The sequence below is a fragment of the Algoriphagus sp. TR-M9 genome, assembly GCF_027594545.1.
In the GTDB taxonomy this organism is placed as follows: domain Bacteria; phylum Bacteroidota; class Bacteroidia; order Cytophagales; family Cyclobacteriaceae; genus Algoriphagus; species Algoriphagus halophytocola.
Window position 1 is genome coordinate 879,836 of record NZ_CP115160.1, and the last position, 13,511, is coordinate 893,346.

The following is a 13,511-nucleotide window of genomic DNA, read 5'->3' on the forward strand; positions in this document are numbered from 1 at the left end:
CTAACCTGTGGCTGTAGGGTGCAGCCATTTTCTTACGAAATGCTTTTCATTGGAATCCGGGCAAAGTTGTGCTCAGGAGCTCGCTGCTTTAATTCCTGTATTTGCTATCCTACTCCACAGCGTACAAATTATTAAGGCTAGCAATTACTTCAAAATCAGGCAATACCTTTCAGTTTTTTGAAAAGATCATGCCTTGGGTACGGGATTCTAGAGTCTCCAAAGAGCCTGTTTTATGGCAATTCCTGTCCTCATCGAAACCTAATGCAAAATTCCGGTTAAACTGCTTTTTCCACACTGACACGGATAGATTTGCTGATTGGAGTATTGCTTTTCTCAGCAAATTCATGAATGGGCACCAAAGGATTTGTTTCAGGGAAATAGGCAGCCAGGTTACCTTTGGGGATTTGATATGGAATGACTAAAAAATTAAATACTTTCCGCTCCTGGGAGTCATAGAAGCTCGAGATATTTACCACTTCCATCTTCTTGAGCGCTAGCAGCTGCATGTCTTCTGGGTTCATGAATAGCACTCTGCGCTCATTATGTATGCCTCGGTAGCGATCGTCTAACCCATAAATAGTGGTGTTAAACTGATCGTGGGAGCGTATACTCATCAGTAGAAACTCATGCTCTCGCAATTCGTGATTGGGCAAGGGAGTGACCGAAAACTGGGCTTTTTGGTTGGGAAGCTTGCTGAAATCCAAATCACGTACATTGTTTGGCAGGTAAAATCCGCTGCCCTTTGATTTGGTATTGATGTCTTTGAATTGGCTGATCACTTCTCCCAGTTTTTCACGTAGTAAATCGTAGTCGTTCCCTAATTTTTTCCAGTCCACGGGATGGTTTCCGCGAAAAAAGGTTCCGGCAAGATCCCCGATTATTTCCGGTTCACTTTTTACTTTGTCAGAGATTGGCTCCAAAAAGCCCTTGGATTGATGGACTATACCCATGCTGTTTTCCACTGTGAAATGCCTCTGCGCTCCATTTTTCAGGTCCTTCTCTGACCTGCCTAAGGTGGGCAGGATGAGGGCAGTTTTACCGGTGACCAAATGACTTCTATTTAATTTGGTGCTTATTTGCACGGTGAGGTCACAGGCCTGAAGTGCCGCAGCAGTGTACTCGGTGTCAGAGGCTGCGGATACAAAATTCCCGCCCAATCCTATAAATACTTTGGCTTTGCCACTATGCATAGCAGGGATAGCATGCACCACATCCACGCCGGGTTTTTCCGGGGCATCGAATCCAAAGGTGTTTTTGATGGCTTTGTTTAATTCTGCAGAGACGAAATGCATGATTCCTACAGAGCGATCCCCCTGCACATTACTATGCCCCCGCACCGGACAGGTGCCGGCTCCCGGTTTGCCTAGGCTGCCTTTCAGCAGGAGCAGGTTGACACATTCTTTGATGTTATCCACTCCATTTTTGTGCTGAGTAAGCCCCATAGCCCAGCAGATGATGATTTTCTTTGGATGAGCTAGCAGGTTTACTGCTTGGTCGATTTTGGATTCAGCTACGCCGCAGCGTTCCAGAAGCTCTTGCTCCGTATATTGATCCAAATCACGCATTAATTTCTCATATCCCTCGGTGTATTCCGCGATGAAATCACGGTCAAAAACCTGCTGGTCCACCTGGTCCAGTGTGGACAGTTTCTTCTGGATTAATTTAAGCAGGGCTACATCCTGATTGATCTTGACCTGCAGGTAAACATCGGTCAATTCCACTCCACTTCCCAGCATTCCTGAGACTTGCTGTGGGTTTCGAAAGCGAATTAGTCCGGCTTCTTGTAGTGGGTTTATACTTATTATTTTGCCTCCTTTGCTTTTGCATTTTTCCAGTGCTGAAAGCATCCTGGGATGGTTGGTGCCAGGGTTTTGACCGATGACTAGCACTACCTCTGCTTCTTCAAAGTCCTCCAGTTTCACAGATCCTTTGCCGATGCCCAGTGTTTCAGTCAGTGCCACACCGCTTGACTCATGACACATATTCGAGCAATCGGGCATATTATTGGTTCCAAATGCCCGGGCAAATAGTCCATACAGAAAAGCTGCTTCATTGCTGGATCTTCCTGAAGTGTAGAAGATAGCTTCATCGGGGCTTTCTAAGGCGTGGAGGTGATCTGCTATGATTCTATAGGCTTCCAGCCAGGTGATTTCTTCGTAGTGATTGCTTTCGGGTTTGAGGATCATCGGGGCGATGAGCCTGCCGCTTTTCCCTATTTTATAGTCTGACCAAGTGGAGATTTCCTGAATAGAATAATTGGAGAAAAAAGCATTGTCCAGCGTATGTGTGGTGGCTTCTTCGGCTAAAGCTTTAGCTCCATTTTCGCAGTACTCAGCGATTTTGGATGGTTTCTCTGGGTCAGGCCAGGCACATCCCGGACAGTCAAACCCCTCGGTTTGGTTCATGTGCCCGAGGGTTTTCATCGCTCTGCTGATGCCCATTTCTTTGAAGGTATGCTGAAGGGCTACTTTCACCCCGGTAAATCCAGCAGCGTAGGAGCTGGGTTCGGTCAACCTAATTCCGGTAAAGTTTCCTGAACTTTGGAACTTGATGTTTTTTCTGGAGTTGCTGGCCATGAGAAGATTACTTAGTGTCAGATCACTAAAGTTATAAAAATATGATTACCGCTCAGGCAGGGTTCACTCAAGATATTCGGGTTTTACACTTGAATAATTTCGAATAAGCTGTAGGAATCCATTCCAAATACTTTATCCTAAATTCGACTTCGGGAGATAGAAAAGGAATGCTTGCGCTATTTTTTCAGTTTTCTTTCTGAAACTGCATCGTAGGCCACTTCTAAAGCTCGGCGAATTACCTCTTCGTTGACACCTTTTAACTCAAAAATAGTCCAGCCACTTTTGCCCCACTTATTTGGCAAGGGATATATGCAATCTGGCGAGAGCTGATGAAATTCCTCTTGTTTGTCTAGTGGTAAGCCTATCTGGGCTACCTGTGCTGATTCATTAAGTGTTGCGAAAAGGCTACCACGGATCAATTTAAAGGCAATTTGCTTCAGGTGAGGTTGGCTTTCGGTATTCGGAAAGGAAAAAGCGATCTGTGCAAATTCATTTGGAGTAATCATATAGGTCAACAGGTTTCAATTAATTCACTTCGCAGTTTTAGTAGTATTCTGAAAAATGCTGGCCAAGGTTCAGAAAATTCAAACCTTTTGGCTGATTCTACCCTCTTTGTTGAGCATAGCATTATTCGCAAATGAAATAATTTTCACAGCTCAGGACACTACAGCAAATCAATGTTGGACTCACTCATGCGATTTGGTCTTAGGTTTCCATATTTTCTTAAAAACACTAACCACGCCAAGCACTAGGAATCCAATAAGCAGGCCGAGGACAATTTCTTTGATAATACTGGGGATACCCGGGAAAAGGTGATGGAAGTAATCAATATTATGCACGAATATTCCGCCGGAAACCAAAATTAAAGCAATGGTTCCTACCACGCCCATTCCTTTAATGATTTTAGGTAGGGCGTTAACTAATATTAACCCGACTTTATCAGAAAAACTGTCTTTTTCCTCATTCAAGGCGATTAGTTTATAGCCAAATTCATCCATTCTAATGATGATTGCCACTATGCCATAAACCCCAACAGTGGCCAATAGGGCAATAAAAGTAACTACAAGGATCTGCTCTAGTATAGGTTCACCTACCACCGTGCCCAGAGCAATGATGATGATTTCTACAGATAAGATAAAGTCCGTGAACACAGCTGACTTGATTTTCTCCTTTTCCTTTGCAATTACTTGTGCTTTGGTCAGGTTTACCTCTATTGGGGTTACTGGCTTTTTCTCATGGGGAAAAAGATATTCGTGAATCTTTTCTGCACCTTCGTAAGCCAGGTAAAGCCCGCCCATAATCAGGATAATTGTCACCGCAATGGGGACAAAAGCACTCAGTAAAAATGCAAGGGGCAGGATGATGACTTTGTTTAGCAGGGAGCCCTTGGTAATGGCCCAGAGCACGGGGATTTCACGGTCTGACACGAAGCCGGAAGCTTTTTCAGCATTTACAGCCAGGTCATCGCCGAGTATTCCGGCGGTCTTTTTAGCGGCGACTTTACTCATGGCAGCTACATCATCCATTAGGGTAGCTACGTCATCTAAGAGTGCAAATATTCCTGAGGCCATTGAAATCTATGTTTTGAGATTAAAGCGTGTAGTTAAGGAGCAGTGAATATAGCTTCCTTTACTAGTTGTTTCAATTCTATTCTTTAGGACTGGTCAATCCAGTGGAGTTAGCGGAATGGGTTTGGTTTGACTGCAATGCCTCACAACCATCCGGCTCAATAGTAAAGGAGATGTTGACAATTTTCCAGCCATCGTTGGTTTTGAATAGGGTAAAAACATCGACTCCGCAGTGTGAAAAGTCCCCGTTGATACTTAAGGTATAGGGCACCCAAGCCGAGGCGATTTCCTCATGCACCTTGATCTCGTAGTCCAAAGGCGTTTCTTTGATTACCGTGTGGGAGTTGAAGCTTTTGATGTCGTCTGTATAGGACCTGTTACCATATTTGATGGCATCCTTGGTTTGCCGCACGTACCAAACCTGGGCGTTGCTGAAAAATATGTCTTTATAGGCTACAGAGTCTTGGGATTCCAAAGCTTCAAAGAACAAATCAACTACGGCCCTGACGGCTTCTTCATCTTTTTCCTGCGCCTGGGAGGAAAAAGCGTAAAAAGACAGCGCAAAAAGAAGTAAATAAAAGTGTGGTTTACTAATCATGGTTTGTTTTACTAGGTCAATCAAAAGGATGTCAATATTGAGTTTTAGGATTATCCGAAATTCTGCCAGCGACGCGGTAATGAGTATGTATAGAAGCTGACAGTGATCCACAGAATACGTTCACACTGCTCGTTTCTTAGAACCTCAACCTTTTTTTGTTACTGGTAAGATAGCGGATCTGCCAATGGAAATTTTCCATAACAATTAAAGTACAAGACCTTATAAGTAATAAAAAGCAAAATTATACGATTTGGTTTGGCTAAGCCTAAAAAAAGTGCTTTATGCTCGTGAAAGCCGTTTTTTGTAAGCCTTAGTTTGAAAGAGGACGATCAAAGTTTGGTTCAATGGCAAGCCGGGCTTCCTCAGGGTCGATGAATTCCCGTAATTGCCCTAGCGAAATGACCTGATAGTTTTCTGATTTGAGAAAGTCTAGGTAGGATTGAAATAAGGCAGGTGGGGTGTTGACCCAGGGATGCTCTAGGTCGGGCACTCCATGAATAGTCAGTACTACGATCTTTCCGTTTTTAGCTTGTTGAAAAGCCGCCATGATTTCATCTTGGTTATTTTCATCCGTAGCCCAGCTAGGAATCAAGTAAGGATGATCCGAGGTAGGGTCGTAGACCCGGGATCCTCCTGCTCTGGCAAAGTCATAGGCTCTAGCCTCTAGCAATTTCAAACTTTCTGCATGGAGTCCGTAGCCTGGATAGGCGAAATTCCTGGGTATGGGAATCCCTAGCGCAGCGCATTTGTGCTCTATATATTGAAGTTCTCTATCAAATTCCTTTTGCGTGAGCTTGGTGACATTGGCATGGGTGTGGGTGTGATTTGCAATCTCGAAACCCATTCTGTCCAATGCTTGAACTTGCCTCCAATTCATATAGAGTGAGCTGTCCGGATAATTGGGAGGAAATTCACAGACGAAAAAAGTAGCCCCAAAACCCATTTCCTTAAGCATGGGCGCTGCTACGGAATAATGACTGGCCGGAGCATCATCAAAGGTAAGTACCACTAGTTTGTTAGGAATGGGTTTTTTAATGATCTGGGACTCGCCTGGCAAGGAAATTAACAGGAAAATAATACTGATTAGAAACTGATTTCTCATCTGTTTAATATCTTAAGAGTAAAGTTGATAAAAGCTGAAGCGCTTCTTTTCCAGAAAATTACTAAAAAGGTAATGTATCTTAATATCCGGTCTGGGTTTTTAGTTTTCTTCCTTTTTAATAAGAAGCAATTTTCTGTAACTTGAGTAAATAGGGTAGGGAAAACACCCATAGTTTTTATCTATTGAAATAAAATTTTTATAATAAAAACTTTCTATAAATTAGCATTACAAACTCAAAATTCACTAACACTTAAAATTATGGATAACAATCACAATCACGATTCCAATGGAAAAGACCCTGTTTGGGATGTAAACAACAGTGATGCAAAGTGCCCATTTACCAGTGGGGCCATTAGCCAGGCAGCTGGTAGAGGTACTAGAAACAAAGACTGGTGGCCAAATCAATTAAACTTGAATATTTTGCGCCAGCACTCCTCCAAGTCTGATCCCATGGGTGAAGGGTTTAATTATGCGGAGGAATTCAAGTCCTTGGATTTAGCGGCAGTGAAAAGTGATCTTGCGGAATTGATGACAGATTCTCAGGATTGGTGGCCGGCTGATTTTGGTCATTATGGACCATTTTTCATCAGAATGGCTTGGCACAGTGCCGGTACCTATAGAATCGCCGATGGAAGAGGTGGTGGAGGTTCTGGTACACAGCGTTTTGCGCCGTTGAATAGCTGGCCGGACAATGCCAACCTGGATAAAGCAAGACTTTTGCTTTGGCCTATAAAGCAGAAATATGGGAGAAAGCTGTCCTGGGCAGATTTGATGATTTTGGCTGGAAATGTTGCTTTGGAGACCATGGGTTTCAAGACTTTTGGTTTTGGCGGAGGACGTGAAGATGTATGGGAACCGGAGGAGGATATCTATTGGGGTTCAGAAGGTGAGTGGCTAGGAGATAAGGAGCGATATGCGGGTAGTAACAATGGAGATAGGGATTTGGAAAATCCACTCGGAGCTTCACACATGGGGCTGATCTACGTGAACCCAGAAGGGCCAGAGGGAAAACCTGATCCCATAGGGGCGGCACATGATATTCGGGAGACCTTTGGCCGTATGGCCATGAATGATGAAGAAACGGTAGCTTTAATAGCCGGAGGGCATACTTTTGGTAAAACTCACGGGGCTGCAGATCCAGTCCAGTATGTGGGGCCTGAGCCAGAGGGTGCAGGTATAGAAGAAATGAATTTGGGCTGGAAGAATACTTTTGGGAAAGGAAATGCGGAAGATACCATCACCAGTGGAATAGAAGTGACCTGGACCACCACACCTACGCAGTGGAGTAATAACTTTTTCGAAAACCTTTTTGGATACGAGTGGGAGCTGACCAAAAGTCCGGCTGGGGCACACCAATGGAAGCCTAAGGGTGATGCAGGAGCGGGTACAGTGCCTGATGCGCACGTTGCTACCAAAAAGCACGCACCAGCCATGCTTACTACAGATTTGGCACTAAAAGAAGATCCAAAATATGCGGCCATCTCCCGCAGATTCTATGAGAATCCGGATGAATTTGCAGATGCATTTGCCAGAGCATGGTTCAAATTAACACATAGGGATATGGGGCCGATTCATAGGTATTTAGGTCCTGAAGTACCACAGGAGGAACTTCTTTGGCAAGATCCAGTACCAGCAGTAGACCATGAGTTGGTGAATGAGCAAGATGTAGCATCCCTGAAAGCTGAGATCCTGGAGTCAGGGCTTAGTGTTTCGGAATTGGTGTCTACAGCCTGGGCTTCTGCATCTACTTTCCGCGGGTCAGATATGAGAGGTGGTGCCAATGGCGCCAGAATCAGACTTTCGCCTCAGAAATACTGGGAGGTAAATAATCCTTCTCAACTCAGCAAAGTGCTGGATAAACTGGAAGGTATTCAGAAGGAGTTTAACTCTGCTCAGGGTGGTGGAAAGCAAGTTTCCATGGCTGACTTGATCGTCATAGCAGGCTGCGCAGGTATCGAACAGGCCGCCAGAAATGCAGGTACTGAAGTGAAAGTACCGTTCACTCCTGGTCGGGGAGATGCATCCCAGGCTCAGACCGATGTGGAATCTTTTGCAGCTATGGAACCTGCAGCTGATGGTTTTAGAAATTACTATAGACCTAAGCATAAGGCTTCAGCTGAGGAAATGCTCATCGATAGAGCTCAGCTGTTGAAATTAACACCTCCGGAAATGACCGTTCTTGTAGGTGGGATGCGAGTGTTGGGTACCAATTTTGATAATTCCAAGCATGGCGTGTTTACAGAAAATCCCGGCGCACTGACCAATGATTTCTTCAAAACGGTGTTGGACATGGGAATCACCTGGAAAGCTGCGGATTCAGGTCAGCATGCATTCTTAGGATCTGACCGCAAGACAGGTCAAGTGAAGTGGACAGGAACCCGGGCAGATCTGATCTTTGGATCCAATTCGGAGCTAAGAGCGCTTTCGGAAGTTTACGGCTGTGATGATTCTCAGGAAAAATTCCTGAAGGATTTCGTAGCTGCCTGGGATAAGGTGATGATGCTTGATCGCTACGATTTGGGTTAGGCCTTTATCCTTATTTAATATTGAAAGACAGCTTGTGATCAGGCTGTCTTTTCTTTTTTTGGGTTTAAAAAAAAGGTAAGCCTAGAAAATTGCACCGAGGCCTGTACGGAGAAAGCAAACCTTTTATCTTAGCAAATTAATTTTATCAGAAATCCGAACAGCCCTTATCCCAAGCAAGTCCAGTCTAAAATGAAGCAATTATTCTCCAATCTTCTCTTCAAAGTATTTATCGCCATTGTTTTGGGGATAGTTTTCGGTCTTTTCTTACCAGAATCCATCAATAGGATTTTTGCTACGTTCAATGCTTTTTTTGGTCAGTTTCTCAATTTTGCTATTCCTTTGATCATACTAGGCCTGATCATGCCTGCGATTTCTGATTTGGGCAAAGGTGCAGGCAAGATGCTATTGATCACTGCAGGGATAGCTTATGGATCTACGATTTTTTCTGGTTTTATGAGTTATTTTACTTCATCCACGATCTTCCCATCTCTGCTGGCTTCGCATGTGAACGATGTGGCTAATGTCGCAGATGAGGGGAAGGACTTGGAACCTTACTTTAGCATTACTATCCCTGCAGTGATAGATGTGATGTCTGCCTTGGTTTTAGCTTTTGTGATAGGACTTGGGCTTTCCTATCAGGAAAATTCAGCATTGAAAAAGGTGGTGAAGAACTTTGAAACCATCATTATGCAAGTGATAGAAAACGTGATTGTTCCCTTGTTACCGGTTTTCATTTTGGGGATTTTTGCAAATATGTCTTACAGCGGTCAGGTGTATTCCATCCTGTCGGTATTTATCAATATCATCGGGGTGATATTTGCCATGCATATTTTCTTGCTCATCCTTCAGTACGTGATCACCGGGGCGATTGTTAAAAAGAACCCGATTAAACTATTGGCTACTATGATGCCGGCTTATTTTACAGCGTTGGGAACTCAGTCTTCTGCAGCAACAATTCCTGTGACTTTAGAGCAAGCAGAAAAGAATGGAGTTTCTCCCAAAATAGCTGGATTTGTGGTGCCGCTTTGCGCTACTATTCATTTGTCAGGAAGTATTATGAAGATTACCGCATGTGCGATGGCTTTGATGATACTGGAAGGAGTTCCTTATAATTTCGGGATGTTTGCTGGCTTTATTTTTATGCTGGGCGTAGCTATGGTGGCCGCCCCTGGAGTGCCGGGAGGAGCAATCATGGCAGCAATTGGAGTACTTCAATCCATGCTGGGATTTAGCGAAGAAATGATCGGATTGATGATCGCCTTGTACATTGCGATGGATAGCTTTGGGACAGCATGTAATGTGACCGGAGATGGGGCAATTGCTTTGGTGGTGGACAAGATTACTGATAAGCAGCCATAATGCACCGCCAAAATCCTCATTTGGGGGTAGGTTTACCGCATTTTATTGATTTTGAAAGTCCTGGATCCATAGCTCGGGATGGTACACAGGGGCATGAATAGGAAATAGGGGGCTTTTGCTAGGTTTGATGAGCTTTGGTCTCGGACTTGCACAGGTATAGTAGTATTGAAATGTTTTTGCTACTAAACCAGCCTAATTATGAGTACTTCAAAATCAATGACTACCTATTCACAAGTGCTAAATGTACTTCCTAGCAAAGGTTATGGAGAAGAATTAAGGATTAATCGTGCGGGTGGCCGGTTCGAGCATTCTGAGAAAATCTTTCAGCCGGAACATTTGAAGATAGTTAAAACCTACAGGTTTGAAGGCGAATCTGATCCTTCGGATATGGCAGTTATTTATTTGCTACACGGAGAAGATGGTGAAAAGGGGTTTCTTTTGAATGCCTATGGAACCTATTCGGATGAGGATAACCAATATTATGATGAGTTTATCAAGGGCGTTCCGGTAGAAGAACTGGAAGGCTTTGACCTATGATTTCTTTTAAATTTATCCTTTCAGAACTGATTCATTCACCATAAACTATCAAGTTATGTTACACCCTATGATTGTTACTGCGACTGGCTTTCCTACATTTTTGCTCGGAAAGAAAAAAGATGAGGTAGATAAAGGAACCACCCGCAAAACCCCGGGAAATTCTGAGGGTGCTAAGCCACCTTCCAAAAAGGACTACAATGAAATAGAACGGAAAAATGACAACGAAAAAGATATCCAGGAGGAGACTGTGGATAATGAAGAGCGTGACAAGAACCGAAAGTAAAAGCTAACCTTTTTGCTTTTTTCATTGAGTTCCTGAATAAACCATCATGGATATACGGAATGATGCCAGTAGCCAATATTTATTTGCTCAACTGGTCAGAAGACCGAAGACTTCGGCAGTAGTGGTGCAGACTGAAGTGGCCTCCATTCTTAAGTTTATCATATCCTATATTACTTTAGCCTCCTTACTGGTAAAAGCAGCTAGCCTAGCCATAGAACTTGGCGTGGATTTAAGATCCTTATCGGTTTTTTGAAGGTTTATTGTCCGGTTTATTTTCTTCCAAAATAGTCTCCAATTTTTTAGCTCTTTTGGTGTCATTTGCCCAGTAGTACAGCTTTGCTGCTTTTTCACCTGCTTTCTCTATAAATCCGGTCTTGTCTAGCTTTGAGAGCCAGCCGATAAATTTGCGAACTATCGGAAGATAGGGTGCTAATAGCAGTGCGGAGAGCGCAATCAATAACCATCCCACGGGAATAAAAGGCACCATCAATGCGGCGAGTCCAGCTATAAAAATCAGAAATGCAATCCCGGGAATTACGAGTTTTTTCACAATAGAAAGATACGAAGGGGAGTAAAAAAGTTGTGGTTTTTTCAGTATTATTACCTAAACTCATGTTGAAAAATCCATCTCGTTTTCGTAGGATCTCAAAGGCTAAATCAAATACATATGCTTAGTAAAGAAGAATTCGAATTTTTGGACACCTTTGGTTATCTGAATTTAGGGCAGTTGCTTACTGATGACCAGGTGAAGCAAGTGAATGAGCGTATCACCGACTTGATGCGGTCCGAAGGGGAGCGAGCAGGAAAGGAACTGGCGGAATCAAGGTACATCCGTCACCCCAAGGAAGAAGGAGCTGATCGCTTGGCGGACCTGGTCAATAAAGGAGAAGTCTTTGATGTTTTTTACACACATCCTCGAGTTTTAGCTGGAATAGAAGCAGTTTTAGGTCAGGAATACAAATTGTCCTCTCTCAATTACAGGGCAGCAAAACCCAATCAAGGCCTTCAGAAACTTCATGTGGATTGGAAAAACACGGTCGTCAATGGTGCATATCAGGTATGCAACAGCATTTGGTTATTGGATGATTTTACGGAGTTTAATGGTTCTACTCGAATCGTGCCAACCTCACATAAATGGAATGAATTGCCCGATGAAGCCATGTCAAACCCGTTAGAAAAACATCCAGAAGAAATCCGGATTATAGCACCAGCTGGATCGGTGTTTATTTTTAATTCCCACGTCTGGCATGGTGGCACCACTAACCAGACAGATAGAGTGCGAAGAAGCATACATAGCTATTTCTGCAGCAGAGCCCAAGCCCAGCAGATTGACCAAAAGAAATACATTACTGAGGATACTTTAGCTCGGATAGGTGAGCAAGGGAAGTGGATTTTGGACGTTTAGTTATGTGAGTGTACTGTGTAGCGACTTTTCTTAGTTCTTGGAAAGGTAGTAGGGCAATTGTTATTGATCCTGCGTTTTTCTTTTTATGGTTCTACCCTGAATTTAGTGAGGCTACAAGCCAAGACTCAAAATTTCGAGCGATGAATGGGGCTAACAATACAAAAAAGCCTCAACTAGAATCCCTGTTGTTTAATTTGCTCCTTGAAGCCCCGGAATGTTTTATCCTTCGATACTTTTGAAGACCAAAAGTATCCAAAAGTCTTGGCCTCGGCCTTTTCTTTCCGCTTGTTTCGTTTACAATATCCTTACAACTAGTGCAATGCGGAATTTTGTAAGGGTTTGCCACCCTAAAAATGACTGGATTTCCCTCGATACCTCGGGAACTAAGTCATTTTCTTAACGGGTTTGCAACCCCATCCAAAACCGAAAATCCCGCACGGCCGAGCGTACCGAACAATTATAGTCCAATTTATTCATGTAAATACCGATCGATTTATTCCTATTCCTGCTCAGGTCATTTTCGACCACCTTACATAAAACTGGTGGTAGTACCCTTTTTTCTAATTCACCTGACTTTTATGGGCCATTTACAATCCAGGGATAGGCCTTTCTAAATCCATTTTTCCAAGTACTGTGTGAATGTCCCAATCCGGCTTCTATATCCAGTCTGATATTTTCTTTGGGCATACCCTGTTTCAGAAGGATATCCCGCATTTTTTCTATGTTCTTGATGTTGGAACTTTCCAGTTCACCTGCATTGAAGTAAATTTTCTGAGTAATCAGTGATTTATTGTTTTGGTGTAGTGTGAACACCTTTTCATTTACCCAAAATGAGGGTGAAAAAACGATCGCTCCGCCAAAAGTGGAAGGGTAATGCATCAGTATATAATAAGACATCAACCCACCTAGGGAAGCTCCCGCAATCATGCTGGACTTTGGATCTTTCTTAGTTCGGAAGTTTGAATCTATCCATGGCTTTACAGTCTCCACGATCCAGGCTGCATGTTGGTCTCCTTCATAGCTTTTATCTGCAAAAAGACCGGTTTCCGGAAAGGGTTTGTATTCTTTGATCCTATCCGCTGAATTGTAGATGCCAACCACGATAGATTGTTGCTGGCCTAGAATTCCGAGACTATCCATGACCTCATCAATCTGCCATTCGGTGCCCTCTTGGATCTTTTGGTCAAAAAGTGACTGTCCATCGAGAAAGTAAATCACTGGGTAATTACTACTGTCTGAGTGATAATTTTTGGGTAAATAGATCGCTAAAGTCCTTTTTTCTTCGAGGTAATCGACCGTGATGGTGTCTGGAAGGGTGATGACATTTTGCGAAGCAGTATGGGTGAGTTTTTGAACTCTTTCTTGATGAACATTTTTCCGGATTACTTCAGTAATCTTGCTGTATCCAAGGTAAACTAGTCCTAGCAATAGGGTAAAACCAATAAGGTAGGATAGTTTAATTCTCATTTCTTCGTTGATATGCCTTTGGGTTTTAAGGAAAGAAGAATAAGTTTTCCAATCTTAAAACTGTATGCTTAAAATAACTATAAAGCTTCA

The 13,511-nt window shown here is 43.2% G+C and carries 13 protein-coding genes; 6 read left to right on the forward strand and 7 right to left on the reverse strand.

All coding sequences use genetic code 11. The features are described from left to right. Positions 1–275 precede the first annotated feature (275 nt). From PBT90_RS04040 to PBT90_RS04060, 5 genes are all read right to left on the reverse strand, one after another. Positions 276–2,576 (reverse strand): FdhF/YdeP family oxidoreductase, encoded by a 2,301-nt coding sequence (locus tag PBT90_RS04040; protein ID WP_264809106.1) that lies wholly within the window; start codon positions 2,574–2,576, stop codon positions 276–278. A gap of 176 nt (positions 2,577–2,752) precedes the next feature. Further along, entirely contained in the window at positions 2,753–3,082 is a 330-nt protein-coding gene (locus PBT90_RS04045; RefSeq protein WP_264809107.1) for an MmcQ/YjbR family DNA-binding protein, read from the reverse strand. Between the two features lie 180 nt (positions 3,083–3,262). Further along, positions 3,263–4,147 carry a DUF808 domain-containing protein gene (locus PBT90_RS04050; protein ID WP_264809108.1) on the reverse strand — a complete coding sequence of 295 codons (885 nt, stop codon included), beginning with the start codon at positions 4,145–4,147 and terminating at the stop codon, positions 3,263–3,265. Between the two features lie 76 nt (positions 4,148–4,223). Further along, positions 4,224–4,742 carry a nuclear transport factor 2 family protein gene (locus tag PBT90_RS04055; protein WP_264809110.1) on the reverse strand — a complete coding sequence of 173 codons (519 nt, stop codon included), beginning with the start codon at positions 4,740–4,742 and terminating at the stop codon, positions 4,224–4,226. A 310-nt stretch (positions 4,743–5,052) separates the two neighbouring features. Continuing rightward, complete coding sequence (locus tag PBT90_RS04060) at positions 5,053–5,844, reverse strand: polysaccharide deacetylase family protein (protein ID WP_264809111.1); 792 nt, start codon at positions 5,842–5,844, stop codon at positions 5,053–5,055. 258 nt (positions 5,845–6,102) lie between these two features. Between PBT90_RS04060 and katG the strand changes: the two genes are divergently transcribed. The 5 genes from katG to PBT90_RS04085 all read left to right on the forward strand — a co-directional run bounded on the left by katG (position 6,103) and on the right by PBT90_RS04085 (position 10,802). Next, positions 6,103–8,370, forward strand: coding sequence for a catalase/peroxidase HPI (katG, locus tag PBT90_RS04065; RefSeq protein WP_264809112.1), 2,268 nt, complete (start codon positions 6,103–6,105; stop codon positions 8,368–8,370). Between the two features lie 189 nt (positions 8,371–8,559). Continuing rightward, the gene (locus tag PBT90_RS04070) at positions 8,560–9,729 is read left to right on the forward strand and encodes a dicarboxylate/amino acid:cation symporter (RefSeq protein WP_264809113.1); all 1,170 of its coding nucleotides are present in this window, start codon (positions 8,560–8,562) and stop codon (positions 9,727–9,729) included. Between the two features lie 198 nt (positions 9,730–9,927). Further along, positions 9,928–10,266 carry a hypothetical protein gene (locus PBT90_RS04075; RefSeq protein WP_264809115.1) on the forward strand — a complete coding sequence of 113 codons (339 nt, stop codon included), beginning with the start codon at positions 9,928–9,930 and terminating at the stop codon, positions 10,264–10,266. A 55-nt stretch (positions 10,267–10,321) separates the two neighbouring features. Beyond that, the gene (locus PBT90_RS04080; RefSeq protein WP_264809116.1) at positions 10,322–10,549 is read left to right on the forward strand and encodes a hypothetical protein; all 228 of its coding nucleotides are present in this window, start codon (positions 10,322–10,324) and stop codon (positions 10,547–10,549) included. 46 nt (positions 10,550–10,595) lie between these two features. Next, positions 10,596–10,802 (forward strand): hypothetical protein, encoded by a 207-nt coding sequence (locus tag PBT90_RS04085; protein ID WP_264809117.1) that lies wholly within the window; start codon positions 10,596–10,598, stop codon positions 10,800–10,802. Here the strand turns inward: PBT90_RS04085 and PBT90_RS04090 are convergent. Then, complete coding sequence (locus PBT90_RS04090; RefSeq protein WP_264809118.1) at positions 10,788–11,099, reverse strand: hypothetical protein; 312 nt, start codon at positions 11,097–11,099, stop codon at positions 10,788–10,790. The genes PBT90_RS04085 and PBT90_RS04090 overlap by 15 nt on opposite strands. Positions 11,100–11,216: 117 nt before the next feature. On the opposite strand from PBT90_RS04090, the gene PBT90_RS04095 reads away from it, so the two are divergent. Further along, positions 11,217–11,954: a phytanoyl-CoA dioxygenase family protein gene (locus PBT90_RS04095; protein ID WP_264809119.1), complete on the forward strand. Its 738-nt coding sequence runs from the start codon at positions 11,217–11,219 to the stop codon at positions 11,952–11,954. Positions 11,955–12,530: 576 nt separating this feature from the next. On the opposite strand, the gene PBT90_RS04100 is transcribed toward PBT90_RS04095, so the two are convergent. Beyond that, positions 12,531–13,421 carry an alpha/beta hydrolase gene (locus PBT90_RS04100; protein ID WP_270131713.1) on the reverse strand — a complete coding sequence of 297 codons (891 nt, stop codon included), beginning with the start codon at positions 13,419–13,421 and terminating at the stop codon, positions 12,531–12,533. Positions 13,422–13,511: the final 90 nt, after the last annotated feature.